Source organism: Planosporangium spinosum (assembly GCF_049999945.1).
In the GTDB taxonomy this organism is placed as follows: domain Bacteria; phylum Actinomycetota; class Actinomycetes; order Mycobacteriales; family Micromonosporaceae; genus Planosporangium; species Planosporangium spinosum.
Genome location: NZ_JBLYUB010000040.1, coordinates 22,079 through 45,247, shown reverse-complemented (window position 1 = coordinate 45,247; position 23,169 = coordinate 22,079). Strand labels below are relative to the sequence as shown.

17 protein-coding genes are annotated in these 23,169 nt (G+C 70.2%); 10 read left to right on the top strand and 7 right to left on the bottom strand.

All coding sequences use genetic code 11. From position 1 onward, the window contains the following. The first annotated feature begins 11 nt into the window (after positions 1 to 11). Positions 12 to 3,395, top strand: coding sequence for a S8 family serine peptidase (locus tag ACNTMW_RS32005; protein WP_426637734.1), 3,384 nt, complete (start codon positions 12 to 14; stop codon positions 3,393 to 3,395). Positions 3,396 to 3,402: 7 nt separating this feature from the next. Here the strand turns inward: ACNTMW_RS32005 and ACNTMW_RS32000 are convergent, their stop codons facing one another. Both ACNTMW_RS32000 and ACNTMW_RS31995 read right to left on the bottom strand, forming a co-directional pair. After that, complete coding sequence (locus tag ACNTMW_RS32000; RefSeq protein ID WP_426637733.1) at positions 3,403 to 3,957, bottom strand: hypothetical protein; 555 nt, start codon at positions 3,955 to 3,957, stop codon at positions 3,403 to 3,405. Positions 3,958 to 3,975: 18 nt separating this feature from the next. Then, positions 3,976 to 4,176 carry a hypothetical protein gene (locus ACNTMW_RS31995; protein WP_426637732.1) on the bottom strand — a complete coding sequence of 67 codons (201 nt, stop codon included), beginning with the start codon at positions 4,174 to 4,176 and terminating at the stop codon, positions 3,976 to 3,978. Positions 4,177 to 4,667: 491 nt separating this feature from the next. On the opposite strand from ACNTMW_RS31995, the gene ACNTMW_RS31990 reads away from it, so the two are divergent. The 3 genes from ACNTMW_RS31990 (at position 4,668) to ACNTMW_RS31980 (ending at position 7,707) form a co-directional block, all read left to right on the top strand. Then, the gene (locus ACNTMW_RS31990; protein ID WP_426637731.1) at positions 4,668 to 5,048 is read left to right on the top strand and encodes an STAS domain-containing protein; all 381 of its coding nucleotides are present in this window, start codon (positions 4,668 to 4,670) and stop codon (positions 5,046 to 5,048) included. Positions 5,049 to 5,149: 101 nt separating this feature from the next. Then, positions 5,150 to 5,848 (top strand): hypothetical protein, encoded by a 699-nt coding sequence (locus ACNTMW_RS31985; protein ID WP_426637729.1) that lies wholly within the window; start codon positions 5,150 to 5,152, stop codon positions 5,846 to 5,848. A 47-nt stretch (positions 5,849 to 5,895) separates the two neighbouring features. Then, positions 5,896 to 7,707 carry a glycoside hydrolase family 15 protein gene (locus tag ACNTMW_RS31980; RefSeq protein ID WP_426637728.1) on the top strand — a complete coding sequence of 604 codons (1,812 nt, stop codon included), beginning with the start codon at positions 5,896 to 5,898 and terminating at the stop codon, positions 7,705 to 7,707. An 84-nt stretch (positions 7,708 to 7,791) separates the two neighbouring features. Here the strand turns inward: ACNTMW_RS31980 and ACNTMW_RS31975 are convergent, their stop codons facing one another. Continuing rightward, entirely contained in the window at positions 7,792 to 8,151 is a 360-nt protein-coding gene (locus ACNTMW_RS31975; RefSeq protein ID WP_426637726.1) for a hypothetical protein, read from the bottom strand. Then, on the bottom strand, positions 8,148 to 8,978 hold the full coding sequence (locus ACNTMW_RS31970) for an SAM-dependent methyltransferase (protein ID WP_426637725.1): 831 nt from the start codon (positions 8,976 to 8,978) through the stop codon (positions 8,148 to 8,150). Before ACNTMW_RS31970 ends, ACNTMW_RS31975 begins: the two co-directional genes overlap by 4 nt. 318 nt (positions 8,979 to 9,296) lie before the next feature. Between ACNTMW_RS31970 and ACNTMW_RS31965 the strand changes: the two genes are divergently transcribed. The 3 genes from ACNTMW_RS31965 (at position 9,297) to ACNTMW_RS31955 (ending at position 13,509) form a co-directional block, all read left to right on the top strand. Continuing rightward, positions 9,297 to 9,701 (top strand): Fur family transcriptional regulator, encoded by a 405-nt coding sequence (locus ACNTMW_RS31965; protein WP_426637748.1) that lies wholly within the window; start codon positions 9,297 to 9,299, stop codon positions 9,699 to 9,701. 34 nt (positions 9,702 to 9,735) lie between these two features. Further along, the gene (gene katG / locus ACNTMW_RS31960) at positions 9,736 to 11,982 is read left to right on the top strand and encodes a catalase/peroxidase HPI (RefSeq protein ID WP_426637723.1); all 2,247 of its coding nucleotides are present in this window, start codon (positions 9,736 to 9,738) and stop codon (positions 11,980 to 11,982) included. 192 nt (positions 11,983 to 12,174) lie between these two features. Next, complete coding sequence (locus tag ACNTMW_RS31955) at positions 12,175 to 13,509, top strand: APC family permease (protein ID WP_426637722.1); 1,335 nt, start codon at positions 12,175 to 12,177, stop codon at positions 13,507 to 13,509. Between the two features lie 88 nt (positions 13,510 to 13,597). Here ACNTMW_RS31955 and ACNTMW_RS31950 read toward each other — a convergent pair whose 3' ends face one another. Together ACNTMW_RS31950 and ACNTMW_RS31945 are read right to left on the bottom strand one after the other, a co-directional pair. Then, positions 13,598 to 13,987 carry a hypothetical protein gene (locus tag ACNTMW_RS31950; RefSeq protein WP_426637721.1) on the bottom strand — a complete coding sequence of 130 codons (390 nt, stop codon included), beginning with the start codon at positions 13,985 to 13,987 and terminating at the stop codon, positions 13,598 to 13,600. Between the two features lie 872 nt (positions 13,988 to 14,859). After that, positions 14,860 to 16,302, bottom strand: a complete 1,443-nt coding sequence (locus ACNTMW_RS31945) for an arabinofuranosidase catalytic domain-containing protein (RefSeq protein WP_426637720.1) — start codon at positions 16,300 to 16,302, stop codon at positions 14,860 to 14,862. 265 nt (positions 16,303 to 16,567) lie between these two features. Between ACNTMW_RS31945 and ACNTMW_RS31940 the strand changes: the two genes are divergently transcribed. The 3 genes from ACNTMW_RS31940 to ACNTMW_RS31930 are packed head-to-tail and all read left to right on the top strand — an operon-like array spanning position 16,568 to position 21,052. Further along, positions 16,568 to 17,224 carry a TetR/AcrR family transcriptional regulator gene (locus tag ACNTMW_RS31940; protein ID WP_426637719.1) on the top strand — a complete coding sequence of 219 codons (657 nt, stop codon included), beginning with the start codon at positions 16,568 to 16,570 and terminating at the stop codon, positions 17,222 to 17,224. A gap of 37 nt (positions 17,225 to 17,261) precedes the next feature. After that, a complete protein-coding gene (locus ACNTMW_RS31935) occupies positions 17,262 to 18,995 on the top strand; it encodes an ABC transporter ATP-binding protein (RefSeq protein ID WP_426637718.1) in 1,734 nt (577 codons plus the stop codon). Continuing rightward, the gene (locus tag ACNTMW_RS31930; RefSeq protein ID WP_426637717.1) at positions 18,992 to 21,052 is read left to right on the top strand and encodes an ABC transporter ATP-binding protein; all 2,061 of its coding nucleotides are present in this window, start codon (positions 18,992 to 18,994) and stop codon (positions 21,050 to 21,052) included. The genes ACNTMW_RS31935 and ACNTMW_RS31930 overlap by 4 nt, the downstream gene beginning before the upstream one ends. Positions 21,053 to 21,116: 64 nt before the next feature. Here ACNTMW_RS31930 and ACNTMW_RS31925 read toward each other — a convergent pair whose 3' ends face one another. Then, positions 21,117 to 23,027, bottom strand: coding sequence for an MFS transporter (locus ACNTMW_RS31925; RefSeq protein ID WP_426637747.1), 1,911 nt, complete (start codon positions 23,025 to 23,027; stop codon positions 21,117 to 21,119). Positions 23,028 to 23,169: the final 142 nt, after the last annotated feature.

Genomic DNA, 23,169 nt, shown 5'->3' with positions numbered 1-23,169 from the left:
GTCGACGCACCGTGCCGGCAGCCGTGGCCGTACTCGCCGTCACCACCCTCCTCGGCGGCGTGCACCCGGCCACCGCCCGGCCGACGACAGCCGGCTCCCACCCGGTCCCCGGCACGCGCGTCGACACGGTCACGCTCATCACCGGCGACCGGGTCCGCCTTACCGGCCGGTCCGGCACGGAGATCGTGGTCGGCGTCGAGCCGGCCCCCGGGCGCGCGCACATCGGATTCCTCCGCCGCACCCACACCGGCCGCAACGGCACCGACATCAGCATCGTCCCGGCCGACGCTGAACCGCTGCTGGCGGCCCGCCGGCTGGACCCCCGCCTGTTCGACGTGACCGAACTGCGTCGACAGGGCCTCGCCGACGCCAGTCCGACCCTCCCGCTGATCGTCACGTACGCCCCGACGGCCGGCGTGCCGGCCGCACCCGCCACCGCCCCGGCGACCGCCGGTGCGACCCGGGCCCTGCCCAGCATCAACGGCGCCGCGATCGCCACCGATCGGCGACACCGCGGCGAGTTCTGGCGCTGGCTCACCACGAGCCCCGGACCGCGCGCCACCGCGGCGGCCCCGACCCTCGACCCCGCGATCACCGGCGTGTGGCTCGACGCCCGCGCCCGGCCGACGCTCGACGTCAGCGCGCCGCAGATCGGCGCGCCCACGGCCTGGAGTACGGGCCTGACCGGCGCCGGCGTCACCGTCGGAATCCTCGACACCGGCGTCAAGGCCGACCATCCCGACCTGGCCGGCAAGGTGGTGGAGGCCAGGGACTTCACCGGCACCCGGCCCGACGCCGGCGACGACGTCGGGCACGGCACCCACGTCGCCGGCATCATCGCCGGCACCGGGGCCGCGTCGGACGGGAAGTACCGGGGGGTGGCGCCGGACGCGAAGCTGATCAGCGCCAAGGTCTGCGTCGCCTACGGCTGCCCGGACTCGGCCGTCATCGCCGCCATGGAGTGGATCGCCCCGAAGGTGCGCGTGGTCAACCTCAGCCTCGGCGGTGACGCAAGCGACGGCACCGACCCGGTGTCCCAGGCGGTCAACACCCTCACCGCCCGGTACGGCACGCTCTTCGTCGCCGCCGCGGGCAACGACCGGTCCCTCGACGCCCCCGACCCGCTCGCCTCGATCACCGCCCCGGCCGCCGCCGACGCCGCCCTGGCCGTCGGCAGCGTCACCGGGCAGGACCGGACCAGCCCGTTCTCCCCGACCGGGCCCAGGCGCGGCGACTACGCCATCAAACCCGACGTCGCCGCCCCGGGCAGCGACATCGTGTCCGCCCGGGCACCCGGCACCCCGGCCGGCGACCTCGCCCCCGTCGACGCCGCCTACACCACCATGTCGGGTACCTCCATGGCGGCACCACACGTCGCCGGCGCCGCGGCGATCCTGGCCCAGCAGCACCCCGACTGGACCGCCGGACGGCTCAAGCACACCCTCACCGGCACCGCCACACCGACCGCCGGCGTGTTCGACCAGGGCGCCGGCCGCGTCGACGTGGCCCGCGCGGTCACCCAGACCGTGTCGACCACCAGCGGCAGCCTCACCTACGGCGCGTTCACCTGGCCGCACAACCAGGCGCCGGCCACCCGCACCGTCACCTACCGCAACGACGGCACCGCCGCGGTGACGTTGACGCTGCACCTCACGGTCACCGGACCCGACGGCAAACCCGCCCCGGCCGGCCTGTTCACCGCGCAGGCAAGCCAGGTCACCGTACCCGCACACGGCAGCGCGGACGTCGGAGTGACCGTCGACCCCGCCGCCGGCGGCGCCGGCCTGTACGGCGGGCGGCTCACCGCCGCCGCCACCGGCGTCACCGTACAGACCGCCCTGGACGCCTTCGTCGAGCCGGAGAGCCACACCCTCAACGTCCGGCTCGTCAGCCGCACCGGCCACTTCTCCGTCGGGGTCGGCCAGGTGGTCGACACCCGCACCGGCGTCGCCTACGGCATCCGGTTCGCCGCCGACGGCACCGGGACGGCCCGCCTGCCCAGGGCCCGCTACGACCTCAACGCCTTCGACCTGTCCACCGACCCGACCAACCCCGACCGGCCGTACACGGTCACCCTACTGTCCAGAACGGACCTCGCCGTCGACGCCGACACCACCGTGACCCTGGACGCCACCGCCGGCAGGCCCGTCGACGCGGTGGTCGACAACCCGGCTGCCAGGCGGCAGTCCGCCGAAATGGGGGTGGTGTCGGGCAACCCGGCCGGGGACCGTACCACCGCCACCAGTTGGCTCGCCGGCCCGCAGCACCAACTGTTCGCCGTGCCGACCGGGCCGAAGGTCACCGACCACACCTACGCCTCCTTCTTCCGGACCGCCCTCGCCGCCGACCGGCCCGGCACCGACCCGGCGGCACCCGTGTACCAGCTCGCCTTCCTCGAACGCGGCCGGATCCCGACCGACTCCGTCCACCGGGTACACGACCGGGACCTCGCCGCGGTCGACACCCGCTACCACACCCAGGGTGCGCCGGCGTCGGGCGTCCGTGCCGACTACGCCCTGTTCTCCGTACCGGGGGCCGGCAGCGGCGTGTTCAACCAGTACGGCCAGGCCCTGCCCAGCCGGCGCACCGAGTACTACACCGCCAGCCCCGACGTGACCTGGGAGCAGGTCGGCGCGGTCGGACCCGCGGACGAGTCGGACATCGAGATCAGCTGGTCGTACCGCAGCTACCGCCCCGGCAGATACCAGACCAGTTGGAACCGTGCGCCCCTCGGACCGGCCTTCGGTGACCCCCGCGACGGCTGGGGCGTCCTCCGCGCCGGCAACAACCTCCAGGTCGCGGTCACCCTGCTGTCGGCCAGCGACCCGTACCAGTACACCTCTCCCCCGTTCAGCATGACCGGGACCACCACCCTGACGCGCGAGGGCACCGTCGTCGCCACCAGCCCGGCGCCGGGCGTCGGCACGTTCCCGATACCGGACGCCCCGGGCACGTACACGCTGCGGGCGACCGCGACGCGCACCGTGCCCTGGTCGGTCATCGGCACCACCGCCGACGTGGCGTGGACCTTCCACGAACCGGGCGCCGCCGCCCCGGCCACGCCGCTCCCCCTCATCGTGGTACGCGCGGCCGGTGACGTCGACGATGCCGGCCGCGCACCGGCCGGCCGGCCGTACACCCTGTCGCTGACCGCGCAGCACCAGCCCGGCGCGCCCGTGACACGGCTGGCCGCCCTCCAGGTCGAGGCGTCGTTCGACGACGGTACGACCTGGGCCCGCGTGCCGACCGGGCACGTCGGCGACAACGGCTGGGCGGTCCTGCGCCATCCGGCGCGCGGCGGCTTCGTGTCCCTGCGCATCACCGCCCGCGACGTCGCCGGCAACTCCGTCACCCAGACCGTCATCAGGGCCTACCAGATGACCAGCCGCGGGTGAGGGCCGGCTATCGCCAGGTGGCCGCGAGCAGGCCCAGCAGCGACACCACGAACGCGCCGCCCGTGACCGGGGCCAGCGTCCGCCGGTGTCGCAGCCATTCGGCGTCCCACCCGTTGTCGCTGCGGTAACGCAGATTCGACGTCACCATCAGCGCCCTGCCGACACCGAACCCGACACCCGCGCACAGCGCCGCGGGCACCGACGCCAACACGAACACGAGCACCGCGGCCAGGTACGGCAGGCTGCTCGGCAGGTATGTCCGCACACCGGTACCCATCTCCAGGCCGAACTGCAGCGGACCGAGATGACGCCCGAACCGCAGCACGCTCTCCGGCACCAGTCGCCGGTTCTCCGGAAGCGGGAACGACACGATCCCCGCCTGCCTGAGCAGGACCGCGCCGAGCGCCACGCCGACGACCGCCCAGCGCGCCGCGACCGGCAGCACCGGCCGCACCAGTGAACCCAGCACCATCAACCCGCCGGCGGTGAGCGCACCGCCAGCCATCAACCCGACGCAGAACGCCACCACCGGGGTGCCTCGCCAGACCGGCGAGCTCAGCACGAAGGCCGAGTTCCTGCTTCAGGTGGAACCGCTGGTGGCGAAGCCCGCCGCGGCGCCCGCCACCAGCCAGGTACCGAGGAGGGATGCGCCGGCACCGGAAACGCCCGCGGCACCGGCGACCACACACGCCGCGCCGGCCAGCCCGAACGCGACCGTGAGCGGATGCCAGCGCCGCCGGTGCCGGGGCGCCGAGATGTCAGGGTGTGCCGGCGAGTTCACTACCGCCCCTCCCGGTGTTGCCGGATGTGCCGCCAGCGGCGGTCGTCCCGGTTGCCCAGCAGCACGCCACGTCGTCGGCGACGGCATGCCAGCGGACGTCCATGTCCCGGGACCGGTGCCCACCGCGGGTCGTCATCCGTTCCCCGGCCGGCCACCGCCGGTCGGGAGGCGGGATCGGCGTGGGCGAACACACCGGCGAACGGCTCGGGAAATCCACCTGTGAGCGGTTGCTGCTCTGCCACGTTCACATCATGACCTACGTCGATGGCGCGGTGAGAGACGAACCGCTGGCGACGCGGGTGGCGCATTCACTCCCGCTGGCGCGACGGACCGGTCGACCTGGACGACGGCAGTGTCGTACCCGGGCGAACCATGACATTAAGTCATTCTTATCCCCAGCTGTGAATCGTTTTTCCCGCCTTCCATCCGCCGACCAATCGTGATCATCCTGTTCACGCGACATGCGGCTTTTGTCACGAGGAAGGGTGACGATGGACAACCTGGTTCCTGGAGATCAGGCACAGCTCCGAATCGGCGTGGAACCGGCCGGGCACGACGAGGTCATCATGACCGTGGGCGGCAAGCTCGGCTCCGCAACCGCCCACCGCCTCCGGACCGCGATCACCGCGGTCCTCAACCGCGGTGGCATTCGCGCCATCGGCCTGGACCTTCGCCGGCTGAACTTCATCGACTCCACCGGCGTCGACACCCTCGTGATCGCCCAACGCATCAGCGCGCAGGTAGGCGTGCGGCTCCGGCTGACCGCGGTCAGCGCCGTCGCCGCCCACCTCCTCAGCGCGCTCGGCGTGGACGTCATGCGCGGACTGCGACCGGCCCGCATCGAGACCCTCGCCCCGGGCGGTGCCGGCTAGGGCGCCGAAGCCGGGAAACGGCGGTTTGGACGCGGCGCGACCGGACAGATAGCCGCGCCGGCCGGTGGCCGGGATTCGGGTTACCACCGAGGAGGACCGTCGTGACGCACGTGACCACCGGTACGCCGCCACGGCGTCGCACGTCCCGCGTCGCCGCGTTGCTTGCCGCACCCACGGTGGCCGTCTGCCTGCTGTCAGGCTGCAGCGCCGACCAGAAGGCGCAGACCAGCAGGATGGTCGCGCCGGTGGCCGGCAACGAGGCCAACTCCAGGCCCCACGGCCAGGCAGCGCTGCGTGACGTCCAGATCAGATTCGACCACCCACAGGGGTACCCGGCAGGGGCGTCCGCGCCGCTGTCGCTGTTCATCACCAACAACAGCGCCCTGAAGCCGCTGGTGCTGCGCGGCGTCACCGCGGTCAACGGGAGGAGCGGTGCCACGTTGGGCACCGTCGTGCTCGTGGGTGGCGCCCCCGACATCGGCGCCGGCGGGCCGTCCGCCACCGCCATACCGTCCACCGACCCGTCCGAGGCCGACGAGCCCGCCAGCCCGGCGGCCGTTTCCCCGGCCGGCCTGACCATCCCGCCGAACGGGTACGCGCGACTGGACGTCGGCCACGGCACCTACCTGGCCGTCAGGGACCTGACGGAGGCGCTCGGTCCGGGTTCGACGGCGCACGTGACGTTCATGTTCGAGGGCGAGGAACCCCTGACGGTCGCCGTACCGTTCGGCGTTCCGCTGTCGCCGCCACCACCGAGGGGCCATGATCCAGGGCCGACGCGGCGGTCGGGCGCTCGTTAGCGCCCCCACCACGGGGGAAGGACAGGCTAATGAGCGGGGAGGGAGCCATGGCACAGCGTCGCCGCTACCTGCCGATCGCCGAACACGGGTTGATCGGCGACCTGCGTACCGCGGCCCTGGTGGGCACCGACGGCACCATCGACTGGTACTGCTGTCCGCGCTTCGACGCCCCCAGCGTGTTCGCCTCGATCCTCGACGCCGAGCGGGGCGGATCGTTCGCGCTGACCGCCGACGCGCCGGCGCGGTCCAAGCAGTTCTACTTCCCCGACACCAACGTCCTGATCACCCGGTTCTTCACCGACGACGGGGTGGGCGAGGTCCAGGACTTCATGCCGATCACCGGCGACCCCCGTGCTGCCGCCGGCCGGCACCGCCTGATCCGGCGTGTGCTGTGCGTGCGCGGCTCGATTCCCTTCCGGGCCCGGGTGGCTCCCCGGTTCGACTACGCCAGGCAGCCGCACACCGTCCGGCTGACCGACCGGGCGACGATGTTCGAATCCGAGGTTCTCTCGCTCGCGCTGACCGCCACGGTGCCGATCGAACGGGACGGCCCGGACGTGACGGCGAGTTTCAAGCTCCTGGAGGGCGAGTCCGCGGTGTTCGCGCTCGACCGGATCGGCGACGACATCGCGCCGCGCGGCTGTCCGCACGCCGAAGCGGAGCGCGAGCTCGCCGCCACGGTGGCGTTCTGGCGGCGATGGCTGTCCGCCTCCCGCTACCGCGGCCGGTGGCGCGAGACGGTCCACCGCTCCGCGCTGACCCTCAAACTGCTGACCTACGCACCGACCGGCGCGATCGTGGCCGCGCCGACGGCCAGCCTGCCCGAGCAGGTCGGCGGCGAGCGTAACTGGGACTACCGGTACGCGTGGATCCGCGACGCCGCCTTCTGCGTCTACGCGCTGCTTCGGCTGGGTTTCACCAGCGAGGCAGAGTCCTTCATGACCTTTCTGACCGAACACGCCACCCTGCGCGGCAACGGACCTGCCGGCCCGCTGCAGATCATGTACGGCATCGACGGGCGTACCGATCTGCCCGAGACCGAGCTGACCCATCTGGAGGGCTACCGCGGCTCCACCCCGGTGCACATCGGAAACGCCGCCGCCGACCAGCTCCAACTCGACATCTACGGCGCACTCATCGACTCGATCTACCTCTACGACAAGTGGGGGCAGCCCATCTCCAGCGACCACTGGGACGCCGTCTGTGCCCTGGTGTACTGGGTCTGCGACCACTGGAACCAGCCCGACGAGGGTGTCTGGGAGACCCGCGGCGGGCGCAAGAACTTCCTGTACTCCCGACTGATGTGCTGGGTGGCGATCGAACGGGCCATCCGGATGGCCCGCCGCCGTGGCCTGCCCGCCGACCTCCCGTACTGGCTGCAGACCCGCGACGCGATCTACCAGCAGATCATGCGACGCGGCTGGTCGCCTGTCCGGAAGGCGTTCGTCCAGCACGAGGACGGCGACGTCCTCGACGCCGCGGTCCTGATGATGCCCCTGGCCAAGTTCATCTCCCCCACCGACCCGAAGTGGCTCGCCACCCTCGACGCACTCACCGCGGACCTGGTGTCGGACTCCCTGGTCTACCGCTACGACCCCGCCGCCAGCCCGGACGGGCTGCGCGGCGAGGAGGGCACCTTCTCGATCTGCTCGTTCTGGTACGTCGAGGCGCTCGCTCGCGCCGGGCGCCTCGACGAGGCGCGGCTGGCCTTCGAGAAGATGCTCACCTACGCCAACCATCTGGGCCTGTACGCCGAGCAGATCGGCCGCACCGGCGAGCAGCAGGGAAACTTCCCGCAGGCCTTCACCCACCTGGCGCTCATCAGTGCCGCGTTCAACCTCGACCGCGCCCTCGGCTGACACATCGGTCGGGTCAGTTCAACGCGCCAGGTCCACCGGCCAGGCATGACAGGGGTGCGGCGAGCCCCTCTCCTTTCTCGATCGTCATCGAGGCTTCGTCGGCGCACCGTGGCCTACCCGACCACCCGGAAAGCGTCCTAGGACAATGACGATGAGCTGATCGCTGCCATGGCGGGCGGCGACGAACAGCACCCATCCCGGGCGGCCCGCGTCCTCCGGTTCGCTCCAGCCGAGAACCTTCCCCAACCTGAGCACGGTGGATATCTGGAACCGGCTGGCCGGGGCCGCCGTGGTGGTGGTGGTGGTGGTGGTGTGGTTGCACGCACCGCCCGTCCTGACCGGCCATCGCCGGCCGGCTCGCTCCTCGTCCTGGTCGAGCAGCTGGCCCGGGACAACCCCGGCCGGGGCTGCCCAGCGCATCCAGGGCGAGCTGCCCGGTCTCACCGGATCGACATCCTCTGATCCACACGGGCGACGACGCCGTAACCGGGGAACCGGGTGGCATCGGCCGGTGGGCCGTCGCCGAGGTCCGGGCGCCACAGTGGGCACCGGGCGATGCCCGGCGGAACGGGCTCCCAACCGTCGAGCAACGCTTCGATCTCCTGGCGACTGCGCATGATCACGGCGTTGTCCGCGCGGGCGTACACGGCCTGGGCGTCGCGCTGGCCGGCAGGCGGCCGGCCGTCCTCGCTCGCGTGGGAGACCGCCACGTAGCTGCCCGGGGCGAGCGCCTGGCGCAACTGGGTGAGCACACCGGCGGGATCCTGCTCGTCGGGGAGGAAGTGCAACGTGGCCACCAGCAGGGCCGCCACCGGCTGGTCGAGGTCGAGCAGCTCCCGTACCGCCGGGTCGCCCAGGACAGCGAGCGGGCGCCGCAGGTCGGCCTGGATGGCGATCGCGTGGGGGTTACCGGCGAGGATGGCCGACGAGTGGATCACCGCAACCGGGTCGATGTCGACGTAGACCACCCGCGCCGCCGGGTCGATCTCGGCGACGATCTCGTGCACGTTGCCGACGGTGGGGATTCCCGAGCCCAGGTCGAGGAACTGGCGCACACCCGCCTCGCCGGCCAGGAAGCGCACCGCCCGACACAGGAACGCCCGGTTCTCCCGCAGCACCCTCGGAAGCTGCGGCATGGCGGCGATGGCACGCTCGGCCACCTGCCGGTCGACGGCGAAGTTGTGCGACCCGCCGAGCATGTAGTCGTAGATCCGCGACGACGCCGGACGGTCGATGTCGACCCCCGGCGGCGCCCAATTCGGCCTTCGCACCCGCTACCTCCCCGTAACCAACGCGTCACAGACGGAGACGAGTCTAGATTCCAGCCGTCGCGCCGGGCAGACCATGACCGTCACCAAAGGCCGGCCGGGCGGTTGCACCCCTCAGGCCCGAGCGCTCGCGGCGGCGCACGACCCGCGTACCGGAGCGCCGCGCACGATCTGCGCACCGGAGCACCGCGCACGACCTGCGTACAGGTGCACGGAGCATGACCTGGTGCGCACCCTGGCGACACCCGGCCCATAAACTTGACTAATTCCAGAAAACTGGCCAGACTTCCGGCCGTGGCCACGACCCTGGACATCCAGCAGATGCTGCGCGGGGCCGCGTTGCGCGTGACCCGTCCCCGGGTGGCGGTGCTGAACGCGGTGCACACACATCCGCACGCCGACACGGACTCGATCATCGGTGCCGTGCGCAGGGATCTGCCCGACGTGTCCCACCAGGCCGTGTACGACTCCCTGCACGCGCTGACGGCCGCGGGTCTGGTGCGGCGCATTCAGCCCGCCGGCTCCGTGGCTCGCTACGAGTCGCGGGTCGGGGACAACCATCACCATGTCGTGTGCCGGTCATGCGGTCTCATCGCCGACGTCGACTGCGCCGTCGGCCAGGCGCCCTGCCTGACCGCGTCCGATGACAGCGGCTTCTCGGTCGACGAGGCCGAGGTCGTCTACTGGGGCCTGTGCCCCGACTGTTCCACCCCAGGCAGTTCCTGATCCCTGAGATTTGCTCACGTCACGGAAGGAATCCATGTCCGAGAACCCGATGTCCGAGCACCACGATGCCGTCGTCCACGACGCGGACGCGGGGAGCGAGTCCCGCTGCCCGGTCGCACACGGACGCGCTCCGCACCCGACCCAGGGCGGCGGCAACCGCGGCTGGTGGCCGAACAGTCTCAACCTGAAGATCCTCGCCAAGAACCCCGCCGAGCGGAACCCCCTCGGTGCGGAGTTCACCTACGCCGAGGCGTTCTCCAGCCTCGACCTCGCGGCCGTCAAGCAGGACATCGCGGAGGTCCTGACCACCTCGCAGGACTGGTGGCCGGCCGACTTCGGCCACTACGGCCCGTTCATGATCCGGATGGCGTGGCACAGCGCGGGGACCTACCGCATCAGCGACGGTCGCGGCGGCGCCGGCGCCGGCATGCAGCGCTTCGCGCCGCTCAACAGCTGGCCGGACAACGGCAACCTGGACAAGGCTCGCCGCCTGCTGTGGCCGGTGAAGAAGAAGTACGGCCAGAGCATCTCGTGGGCCGATCTCATGATCCTCGCCGGTAACGTCGCCCTGGAGTCGATGGGCTTCAAGACCTTCGGGTACGCCGGTGGCCGTCCGGACGTCTGGGAGCCCGACGAGGACGTCTACTGGGGCCCCGAGACCACCTGGCTCGGTGACGAGCGCTACACCGGCGACCGGGAGCTGGAGAACCCGCTCGCCGCGGTCCAGATGGGCCTCATCTACGTCAACCCGGAGGGCCCGAACGGCAACCCGGACCCGCTCGCCTCGGCCCGGGACATCCGCGAGACGTTCTACCGCATGGGGATGAACGACGAGGAGACGGTCGCGCTGATCGCCGGCGGTCACACCTTCGGCAAGACCCACGGTGCGGGCCCCGCGGACCACGTCGGCCCCGAGCCCGAGGGCGCCCCGATCGAGCAGCAGGGCCTGGGCTGGAAGAGCAGCTTCGGTACCGGCAAGGGCGCGGACGCGATCACCAGCGGTCTGGAGGTCACCTGGACCTACCACCCGACCCGGTGGGACAACGAGTTCTTCCACATCCTCTTCGCCTACGAGTGGGAACTGATGAAGTCGCCGGCTGGCGCGAACCAGTGGCGTCCCAAAAACGGCGCGGGCGCCGACATGGTGCCTGAGGCGCACGATCCGGCGAAGCACCGCGAGCCGCGGATGCTCACGTCGGACCTCGCGCTCCGGGTCGACCCGATCTACGAGCAGATCTCGCGGCGCTTCCTGGCGAACCCGGACGAGTTCGCGGACGCCTTCGCCCGGGCGTGGTTCAAGCTGACCCACCGCGACATGGGCCCGATCCAGCGCTACCTCGGCCCGGAGGTCCCGTCCGAGGTACTGATCTGGCAGGACCCGGTCCCGGCGGTCGACCACGAGCTGGTCGACGCCGGCGACATCGCCGCTCTCAAGGCGCAGGTCCTCGCCTCGGGCCTGACGGTGTCCGAGCTGGTCTACACGGCGTGGTCGGCGGCGTCGACGTTCCGTGGCGGCGACAAGCGCGGCGGCGCCAATGGTGCGCGCATCCGTCTCGAGCCGCAGAACGGCTGGGAGATCAACGACCCCGACCAGCTGGCCCGGGTGCTGCGCACCCTGGAGGGGATCCAGGAGGCGTTCAACGCGTCCCAGACCGGCGGGAAGAAGATCTCGCTCGCCGACCTGATCGTGCTCGCCGGTGGTGCCGCCGTCGAGCAGGCCGCCAAGGTTGCCGGCTTCGACGTCGAGGTGCCCTTCACGCCGGGCCGTACGGACGCGTCGCAGGAGCAGACCGACGTGGAGTCGTTCGCCGCGATGGAGCCGACCGTGGACGGCTTCCGCAACTACCTCGGCAAGGGCCACCGCCTGCCGGCCGAGTTCCTGCTGCTCGACAAGGCGAACCTGCTGACCCTGACCGCGCCCGAGATGACGGTCCTCGTCGGGGGCCTGCGCGTGCTGGGTGCGAACTACAAGGGGTTGCCGCTGGGCGTGCTCACCACCACCCCCGGTTCGCTGACCAACGACTTCTTCGTCAACCTGCTCGACCTGGGTACGACGTGGAAGGCGACCTCCGAGGACGCGAACACCTTCGAGGGTCGTGACTTCGCCACCGGCGAGCTCAGGTGGACCGGCAGCCGCGCCGACCTCGTATTCGGCTCGAACTCCGAACTGCGGGCGCTCGCGGAGGTCTACGCGAGCGACGACGCACGGGAGAAGTTCGTGCACGACTTCGTGGCGGCGTGGGTCAAGGTCATGAACCTCGACCGGTTCGACCTCGTCTGATCCCGACAACGTCCAGGTCGGCCCCGCGCGGGGCCGACCTGGACGTGGCTGCCGCCGGCGCAGCGGGTGGCGGCCAGGCGCACGAACGCCGGTGCGGCTGGACTCGACGACGCCATGCCGGAGGACACATCAAACCGATGTGATGGGCTTCCTTCGTGGATGTGATGGGCTTCCTTCGTGGAGAGGTGGAGGATGGCATCCCCGCTCCGGCCCCGGGGCGTTCCCGGATCGCCCCAGGCCCCCGGCACCGCCGACGACCAGCTCGCGCGCCGGCTGGGCACCGCGGACGCGGTGGTGATCGGTCTGGGGTCGATGATCGGGGCCGGAGTGTTCTCGGCGTTCGGCCCGGCCGCCCGCGCGGCCGGCACCGGTCTGCTGGTCGGGTTGGTGATCGCGGCGGTGATCGCCTACTGCAACGCGGTGGCCTCCGCGCAGCTGGCGGCGGCGTACCCGACCTCGGGCGGGACCTACATCTACGGCCGGGAGCGACTCGGGCACTGGTGGGGGTTCGTCGCCGGGTGGGGGTTCGTGGTCGGCAAGACCGCCTCGTGTGCGGCGATGGCGCTGACCTTCGCCTCGTACGCGGTGCCCGGCCCCTGGTGGGCGCAGCGCGTCGTGGCCGTGGCCGGGGTGGCCGGGCTGGCCGCACTCAACTACCGGGGCGTGACCAGAACCGCCGCGCTCACCCGTGTGCTGGTCGTCGCCAGCCTGGCGGCCCTGGCCGTCGTGGTGGCCGGCATCGCCGCCGGCGGGCACGCCGACCCGGCCAACCTGGGCGGCTGGGCCGCGGTGGGCGCGGGCGGCGGCTACGGCATCCTCCAGGCCGCCGGGCTGCTGTTCTTCGCCTTCGCCGGGTATGCCCGCATCGCCACCATGGGCGAGGAGGTCCGCGACCCGCGCCGCACCATCCCCCGCGCCATCCCGCTCGCGCTGCTCATCGCCGTCGTGGTGTACCTGGTGGTGGGCGTGGCGGCGCTGCTGGCCGCCGGACCCGACCGACTGGCCACCGCGACCGCCCCGCTCACCACCGCCGTGCACGCCGCCGGCGCCCCGGTCGCGGCACCGGCCGTCCGCGTCGGCGGCGCGCTGGCCTCGCTCGGTGCGCTGCTGGCCCTGATCGCCGGCGTCGGCCGCACCGGCCTCGCCATGGCCCGCCACCGCGACCTGCCCGGCTGGCTGGCCGCCGTCCACCCCCGCTACCGCATCCCGCACCACGCCGACGTCGCTCTCGCCGTCATGGTCAGCGCCCTGGTGACCATGGTGGACCTGCGCGCCGCGATCGGCTTCTCCTCCTTCGGCGTGCTCATCTACTACGCGATCGCGAACGCCTCCGCGTTCACCCAGCCCGCGCGGGATCGCCGCTGGCCCCGCGGGCTCAACCTGCTCGGCGCCGCCGGCTGCCTCACCCTGGTCGCCACCCTGCCCTGGCAATCCGTGATCGCCGGCCTGCCCATGTTCGCGATCGGTCTGGCCGGCCGCGCCGTCGCGCTGGCCGGACGCGGACCACACCCCACCGAGCCGGCGTGAACACCACACGCCCACCCGCCTACGGAGAGACCCGATCAATACAGCAGCTCAGGTCACCACCGGGCCAGGGCTCTCGGCGCCCCACGGGTCAGCCGTCGGGGGTGAACAGGCCCTGAACACCGACGATGATCGCGATGAAACCGAAGACGGCAAGCAGCAGGCCGGGCCCCGTGGCGGTGCCCTGTCGATCCTCCCGCGGCGCCTGTCGCCCGGTCAGGCGATCCCACAGCAGGGCGGTGCCGACACCGATCCCGACCACCTCGAAGGGGAACAGCCGGGGACCGGAGATCAGGTGGACAATGAGGTAGTACCCGCCCGCCACCAGCGCAACGAGCCCGACTATCCAGCCGAACGGCGCGACCCGGGCGGCAAGATTGTTGAGATCGTCCCCGACGCGCGGCAGGCGCCGAAGAAGGGCGACAGCGAGCAGGAAACCGCCGACGACGTTGGCGAGATCGAGCAACAAGGCGATGATCATGAACGGCTCATCCCTTGCCGGGTTCAACACATAACGGTATCGACATGAGTCGGCATCGTAGCGAAGGTTGACAGCGGAACGCACATTCAGCGTCGAGACCGGGACCAGGCACGGTCAGAGCGACACTGTTGGTCACCTGTGACCCTATATCCGGCCTCCAGGGCAACGCGGGCGCGGCCGCTCCTCCCGCCACCACGCACCGCACCGCACCGCCCCGTACCGCGAGAGCGTGATCCGTTCGGGAGGACCTGCGGTGCCGCGCCGGCGGACATCCGAGCTGAAGCGTCGATCTGGTGAGCGCGTCGAGGGTGATCTCTGACCGTGCGCCCGCCGGGGTGGTGGGCCCCCCGTTGTGTCAGTCCACCACCCCGGCGCGCGCCCTTCTGGGCGACGAGCGGTACCCGGTGACGGCCCCGCTCGTCGGACATCTCCCACGATCGCCGGACACTCTCGTGATTGCCAGGTCGGTGGCCGGCAGTTGACCGGCAACGTCGCCGGTGGAACCCTGGGCGCGGCATCAGTCAGAGTCGATGCCGATGCCGCCGCCCGTCGGGGTGGGGTTCCCGGGGAAGGATCGGATGCGTCCTCGGTGACCTCGCCCGCGCCCGGCACCACTACGAACACGCCCCGGCCCTCCGCACGGACCTCGGCTCCCCCGACGCCGACGAGGTACGCGCCCACCTCACCACCCTCGACGCGCTACCCGGTACCGCCACCGACACGATTGACGAGCCCGGCCGAACCGTCTCTGCTCAGGTTGATCACCAGAGGCCGTACGGGTAGTGCGCCGCCGCCCGGCCGATGACCTCACCGCCCCCGGTACGGGCCGGGGGCGGCGCGGTCATCGGCATTCCCGGTCCACCGTGGCCGTTCTACCGGTAGCCGGCGGCGACGATGGTGGCCTGGACCGCGTTCTCGGTGGCGTCCGACGGATAGCCGGACGTCATCACGCCTTCGTAGAAGGTACCGGCGGAACCGTTGCTGTTGTCACCGCCGATGCCGAGGATGATGGCCCCTTCCTTCTTCATCGGGTTGTAGCCCGCGACATTGGGCCGCTTGCCGTCGTAGAAGGTCGACAGGCTGCCGGACTGTGCGTTGCCGGCCCGGATGGCCCAGTGGTTCGGCTCGCCCTTGACGATGGCGGTCAGGTACCGGTAGTTGACGGTCGGGTCGTTGGCGTTGTAGCCGGCGTTCACTCCGGAGAACAGCCCGTTCTCGAGGTCGGCCATGACCCAGGGGCCGTTGCCCGTGCCGTAGCCCCAGACCTTGATGTTGCCGAAGTAGATGGCTTCCATGGTGCCGTTGCCGTTGTCCCGGCTGTTGCGCTCGGCGTTGCCGTAGTCGAAGCAGCAGCCGCCGTTGTAGTGCGTACCGTCGAAGATCGCGTACATCCCCTCCGGCTGGTCGCCGGTCGCGATGCCGTTGGTGTTGTTGTTGCGGTACCCGGTGCCGGGAGCCACGAAGACGCCATAGGCCTTGTGACCGCCGACCGTCGTCGGCGCGGCGGTCGCATTGGCAAGGTTGTCGTATCCGCCCGGAGCCGGGCCGGCGAACCCGCCGGGAGGCGCCTGGGTGAGGTGGTTACCCCGACCGGACTGGTCGTAAATGACGGTGATGAGGCAGGTCGTGCCGGAGCAGAACGAATCCTGCGCGGCCGCGTTGGCGACCCCACCCGGGCTCAGGGGGCCGATGTCCCGGGTGGTGTTGTCCGACGAGCGCCTGACCTGGTACAGCGGGCCGTTGTACGAGGCGTACAGCGCCCGGGTGGTGCCGTGCGCCGCCACGCACGGCGTGCCGCCCGCCGCGTAGATGTCGCACGGCAGGCGCGACGCCGGCGTCGAGGGGGTGGGCGTGGGCGAGGCCGTGGTGGGCGGCGGTGAGGTGACGCCTCCGGTACAGGCGACGCCGTTGAGAGCGAAGCCCGTGGGTACCGGGTTGGACCCGTTCCACGTCCCGTTGAACCCGAAGCTGACGCTGCCGCCGGAGGGGATGCTGCCGTTGTAGGCGGCGTTCGTGACGGTCACCTGCGTACCCGACTGGGTGTAGGAGCCGTTCCACAGCTGGGTGACGGTCTGCCCGGCCGGGAAGGACCACGTCAGCCGCCAGCCGTTCACCGGGTCACCTAGGTTATTAACGCTAACATTCGCACCGAAACCTCCGGCCCACTGCGCGGAGACGGTGTAGGTGACCTGACATCCGGCCACGGCCGCAGCCGCGAATTGAGTTCCGACTACGCCGATACCAGCCATCATGAGCGAACCGGTGGCGGCGGCGGCGATCAGCGTCCGCCGCCGCCGAGGAGAGTCGCCGTACATGGATGTCCTCCCGTTCTCTGTAACGTGACGATGTTCCTGTTAGCGCTAACACCGAACCGCCTACGAGTCTTGACCGCTCACCCGCCTGTCTGTTCCTCATGGCCTCGACGGCGGACCGGGCACGGCCGGTCGCCGGAGGCTCCGCGTCGACACGGAACCCACTACATCGATGAATATGAGTTTCCAGCAGGAGCATACCCACCGCGTGTCGGGCCGGCGAGGGCGACACTTGTGAGTGAGCCACTCACTCAGTTACTGTCCTGCCGTGACCTACCCGTCTGCCGGCAGCCGGCCCTCCACGGCGGACGATCAGCAGCCACGGCAACAAGGCACCGGCCGGGCCCGGCCACTGCCACCAGAGGAACGCCGCGCGGCACTGGTGGCCGCCACGCTGCCGCTGGTGACCGAGCACGGGACGAAGGTCACCACGCGGCAGATCGCGGAGGCCGCCGGGGTCGCCGAGGGGACCATCTTCCGCGTCTTCCCGGACAAGGAGAGCCTGGTCCGGGCGGCGGTCGAGGCGGCGCTGGACCCGGAGCCGCTGCTGGACGTCCTGCACCACATCGATCTGACGCTGCCGCTGCAGGAGCGACTGACCCTCGCCACCCACCTGCTGCAAAACCGGATGACCAGGGTCATCAATCTGCTTATGGTCCTGAGGCTGCAACGCGCGGAGCGGAACATCCCGGTGGACCGGGCAGCCGCCCGCGACACCAACAACCGGATCCAGGAAGCGTTCGTCCGCCTGCTGGAGCCCGACCGCGAGAACCTGCGATACCCGGTGGCGGAGGCGGCGCGACTGCTGCGCATGCTGACGTTCTCCGGCGTGCACCCGATGAACACCGAAGGCAACCCGCTCACCGCTGGGCAGATCGTCTCGGTCCTGCTGGATGGTGTTCGCCGCCATCCGGACCACCCGTAACCCGTCCACCGCGCCTCAATACTCGGGGGAGTCGCCCATGCTGGCTCGACTACTGCGCACCTATCTGCGCCCCTACGCCCGACCACTCATGGCGGTGGTGCTGCTGCAACTCGTCGGCACCATGGCCTCGCTCTACCTGCCCAGCCTGAACGCCGACATCATCGACAAGGGCATCGCGAGAGGTGACACCGGCTACATCCTCGCGACCGGCGGCTGGATGCTCCTCGTCTCCGCGCTCCAGATCGCCTGCTCGATCGCTGCCGTCTACTTCGGATCGCGTACCGCCATGGGGTTCGGCCGTGATCTACGCGCGGCGATCTTCCGTCGCGTCGGCACGTTCTCCGCCCGCGAGGTCGCCCAGTTCGGCGCGCCCTCGCTGATCACCCGCAACACCAACGACGTCCAACAGGTACAGATGCTCGTGGTGCTGAGCTGCACCATGCTCGTCGCGGCACCCATCATGTGCGTCGGCGGTGTCATCATGGCCCTGCGGGAGGACGTCGGCCTCTCCTGGCTGATGCTGGTGAGCGTGCCGGTGCTCATCCTGGCCATCGGTCTGATCATCCGCCGGATGGTCCCGCAGTTCCGGTTGATGCAGACCCGCATCGACGCCGTCAACCGGGTACTGCGCGAGCAGATCACCGGCATCCGCGTCGTCCGGGCATTCGTCCGCGAACCGTACGAGACCGAGCGCTTCGCAACGGCCAACGCGGACCTGACCGCGACGGCGCTGCGGGCCGGCCGGCTGATGGTACTGATCTTCCCGACCGTGATGCTGGTCCTCAACGCGTCCAGCGTCGCCGTCCTGTGGTTCGGCGCGTCCCGGGTCGATTCGGGCGAGATCCAGATCGGAGCCCTGACCGCCTTCCTCAGCTACCTGATGCAGATCCTGATGTCGGTGATGATGGCGACCTTCATGCTGATGATGGTCCCGCGCGCCGCCGTGTGCGCCGAGCGCATCGTCGAGGTGCTCGACACCGAGTCGTCGGTGACCCCGCCGTCCCGGCCGGTCACCGAGGTGCCCGCGCGGGGCGAGCTGGAACTGCGCGGCGTGCGGTTCCAGTACCCGGGTGCGGAGGCTCCGGTGCTGCGCGACATCTCGTTCCGCGCCGGGGCCGGCACGACGACCGCGATCATCGGCAGTACCGGCGCGGGCAAGACGACCCTGCTGTCCCTGGTTCCCCGGCTGTTCGACGCGACCGCAGGCGCGGTCCTCGTCGACGGGGTCGACGTGCGTGAGCTCGACCCGGACCTGTTGTGGAGCCGGATCGGCCTGGTACCGCAGCGGCCGTACCTGTTCTCCGGCACCGTCGCCAGCAACCTGCGCTACGGCAGGCCGGACGCCACCGACGAGGAACTGTGGACCTGCCTGGAGATCGCCCAGGCGCGTGAGTTCGTCGACAACATGCCGGGTGGCCTCGAGGCGCCCATCGCGCAGGGCGGAACCAACGTCTCCGGCGGCCAACGGCAGCGTCTCGCGATCGCACGGGCGCTGGTGCGCCAACCGGAGATCTACCTGTTCGACGACTCGTTCTCCGCGCTCGACCTGGCCACCGACGCCCGGCTGCGCGCGGCGTTGCGCCCGGTGACCGCGAACGCCGCGGTCGTCATCGTGGCGCAGCGGGTGTCCACCATCATCGACGCCGACCAGATCATCGTGCTGGACGACGGCGAGATCGTCGGCATCGGCCGGCACGCCGACCTGCTCGACAGTTGCCCGACCTACGCGGAGATTGTCGAGTCGCAGCTGACCGCGGAGGTCGCGGCATGAGCACACGGGGGGAAGCGGTGAGTCAGCAGGTGGGAGGCCAGCGGCCGGCAGGCTCCGTACCGGGCCGGTTGCCCGGCGCCGGTGCGCGCCGGGGCGGCGGTGGGCCGCCGTGGATGGGCGCGGGAATGCCCGCCGAGAAGTCGATGAACTTCGGTCCCTCCGCCCGCCGGCTGATCGGGCGGCTGCGGCCACAGCGCTGGCGGCTGGTCTCGGTCATCGGACTGGCCGTGGCGAGCGTGGCCCTGTCCGTGATCGGCCCGAAGATTCTCGGGCACGCCACGGACGTGATCTTCTCCGGGGTCGTCGGCAAGCGGCTCCCGGCCGGGGTCGATCTGGCGCAGGTGATCGCGCACGAACGCGCCGCGGGCAACAACCGGTACGCCGACATGCTGGCGCACATGCACGTCGTACCCGGGGTGGGCATCGACTTCACCGCGCTCGGCCGGATCCTGGCGCTGGCGGTCTGCCTGTACGTGGCGGCCAGCCTCCTGATGTGGCTGCAGGGCTACCTGCTCAACGGCGTCGTACAGCACACCATCCTCGACCTGCGCGCCGAGGTCGAGGACAAGCTCAACCGGCTGCCGTTGCCGTACTTCGACAACCAGCCGCGTGGTGAGCTGCTCAGCCGGGTCACCAACGACATCGACAACATCTCCCAGAGCCTCACCCAGACGCTCAGCCAACTGCTCACGTCGTTGCTGACCGTCATCGGCGTACTCGTCATGATGTTCGTGGTCTCGCCGCTGCTGGCCGTGATCGCACTGGTGGCGGTGCCGCTGTCGATGGTGGTGACCAAGCAGGTCGCGAAGCGCTCGCAGAAGCAGTTCATCGCGCAGTGGACGCACACCGGGGCGTTGAACGCCCAGATCGAGGAGGCGTTCACCGGGCACGAACTGGTCAAGGTGTTCGGACGGCAGCGCGAGGTCGAGGCGGCCTTCAACGCGAAGAACGACGAGCTGTTCAAGGCGAGCTTCGGAGCCCAGTTCGTCTCGGGCATCATCATGCCGTCGATGATGTTCATCGGGAACCTGAGCTACGTGGCGGTGGCGGTCGTCGGCGGACTGCGGGTCGCCTCGGGGACGATGAGCCTGGGCGACGTCCAGGCGTTCATCCAGTACTCCCGGCAGTTCACCCAGCCGCTGACCCAGGTCGCGTCCATGGCCAACCTGCTGCAGTCCGGGGTCGCGTCGGCGGAGCGGGTCTTCGACCTGCTCGACGCGGAGGAGCAGACCCCCGACCCGGTCGAGCCGGTACGGGTCAGCGATCCCCACGGGCGGGTGGAGTTCGAACGGGTGTCGTTCCGGTACTCCCCCGACAAGCCGCTGATCGAGGACCTGTCGCTGGTGGCCGAGCCCGGTCACACCGTCGCGATCGTCGGACCGACCGGTGCCGGAAAGACCACGCTGGTCAACCTCATCATGCGGTTCTACGAGCTGGACTCCGGCCGCATCACGCTCGACGGCGTCGACATCAGCACGATGCGCCGCGACGAACTGCGCGGCGAGATCGGCATGGTCCTCCAGGACACCTGGCTGTTCGGTGGGACGATCCGGGACAACATCGCCTACGGCAACCCCGGTGCCAGTGACGAGGAGATCGTCGCCGCGGCGAAGGCGACCTTCGTCGACCGTTTCGTGCACAGCCTGCCGGACGGGTACGACACGGTCATCGACGAAGAGGGCAGCAACATCAGCGCGGGCGAGAAGCAGCTCATCACGATCGCGCGCGCCTTCCTGTCCCGCCCGTCGCTGCTGATCCTGGACGAGGCGACAAGTTCGGTGGACACCCGTACCGAGGTGCTGGTGCAGCGGGCCATGGCCGCGCTCCGGTCGGACCGGACCAGCTTCGTCATCGCGCACCGGCTGTCCACCATCCGCGACGCCGATCTCATCCTGGTGATGGAGAGCGGTCGCATCGTCGAGCAGGGTACGCACGCCGAACTCCTCGCCACGGAAGGCGCGTACCACCGGCTCTACCACGCACAGTTCTCACAGGCCGTGGTGGATACCGGCGAGGAGGCGGGAGTGGTGGGCACCGCCGCCGGCTCCCCCAGGTAGCCGGGTCCCGCGACGACCGCGGTCGGTCGAGCCACGGCTCGACCGACCGCGCGGGCCCGCGCGATTATCGCGATTCGACCATCGGGGTCTGAACAGGGTCGGGAAGTAACTTCCAGATCGCTTCTACAGCGGTATTCGCGACCTCCTCTGGGCTGCCCTTTGCCGCGATCATGATGGACGACAGTCCACCAAGGCGTTGACGCTCTATCACCCTTGCGCGGGTCACCCAGAGCACCACACCCGCTGGCCGACCACCGATGGCACACCTGAGCAGCCGGACGAACTCCATGCCGTCGGCCCTGTTCGGAGCGGCCGCGTGTGACACCGGGTAACTCAGACCGCAGAGTACAACCGCCGCGCCCCTCTGCAGGGCGGGCATTACGGTCCGTTCGGCGCCCTGTGCCAGGGCGGCGAATCGGACCAATGAGGCGGCAGCGGGGGCAATGAACGGACGATCCCCACTCCGCTCAGGAAGCTTGAGGCCAAGGGACAAGGCGGCGGCTTCGGCGTCGAATACCTCGCACGGGTGACCGTTAGCTTTAAGGAGGCTCTGTACCTCACGCGCATAGCGATCGTCCGACTCGCCGAGCAGGGATATCACGACGCCAGGAGGATATCTATCAGTATCGCGGCGCACGATTGCCGCGAGGAGGTCCGAAAGCACCGGCGTCCCACGCTTGTCGTCCATGAGCCGGAACGCCGAAACGCCTACGAACACGGCAAGCAGTCCTGCGACCAGGAGCACGCCGCGACTGGCGCTCAGGTCGACGCTGAGGTCTGCGACGGTCAGCGCGTGGGTGCCACCAATACCAGAGAGCAATGAGCCGAGCGCGGTGGCGAACATCAGCACGACCCGAACACCGGTCTGCACGAAGGCGAACATACGGCCTCGAAGCGCGTCTGTTACCTCGGTTCCGAGCAGCGTCGTCCCGGAGAGGAAAGCCATGCCGGCACCGGAACCGACCAGGACGGCAAACGCCACCGCGATCGCCAGGTGCGGCGCGAGTGCCAGCGCCACGACAGCAGCGCCGGCCAGCACGACGCTCATCCCGAACCAGCGACGCCTGGACAGCTCACCTACCAGACGCGGACCAAGCGCCATCCCCACGCCCAGTCCGATGAACAGGGTCGCGAACAGCAGGCCGAAACTGGCCTCGCCACCGCTGAGGCTCTCCGCATACAACGGTGCGGCGCCGATGACGACCCCACCCGCGGCGAACGCTCCCACGATGCCCAGCATCAGGCCACGCAACAACTGCGTGCTGAACGCGTAACGCCATCCGTCACGCAGCGCCTGAAGCACGCCGGATGGCCGCTCCCGGCTTTGAGTGTTCCCGCCGGGCCCTTCGAGGCCGGGGATGGTGACGACCACAATCGCAGCGGCGAGGAAGGTGCAGGCATTGAAGTACAGCGCCAGTTCCGGTGCTCTGATGTTCAGCAGGTCGTTGGGAAAGATTCGCCCGAGCGCGGCGAGCAACAACGCGGCGAACACCGGGGCGACGCCGTAGGTGGTCACGAGCGATATCTGGTTGGCCTCTTCGAGTCGGGTCCGCACCAGGTTCGGCACGGCCGCCTCCTTGGCCGGTGCCCACACCATCGCACAGGCCTGGGCAAGGAAGGTGGCTACCAGCGCCCAAACGACCGCACTGCCGCTGGGCAACATGGCCGGTGCCGCGGGGATCGACGCGTACAGGAGGAACCGTAGAACATCGCAAGTTATCATGGTGACGCGACGGTCCCAGCGATCCGCTAGTACGCCGGACAGCGGCCCGAGCAGCAACGCCGGAAAGAGTTGAGCAAGCACAACCCCGCCAAACGCGGCGCCATGCGCGGCCGTGCCACTCACATGGCTGGCGGCAAAGAGTCCGGTAGCCAGCAGGCCGAGCCAGTCGCCGACGGATGACATGGCAAGAGTCAGCCATAGCCGGCGAAACGCCCGGATTTTCAAGACAGAAATCGGTGACCTCCGCGCCACGTACACACACCCGGTGCCCGACAACTCCGCGACTGTTACGTCAGAGCGGTTTGTACATACCTCTTATCGCCCCACGGAAATACGATGACCAGGCAATGTGGACACGCACAAAGAATTTCTGCGGCCAAAACCACTTCCAGAC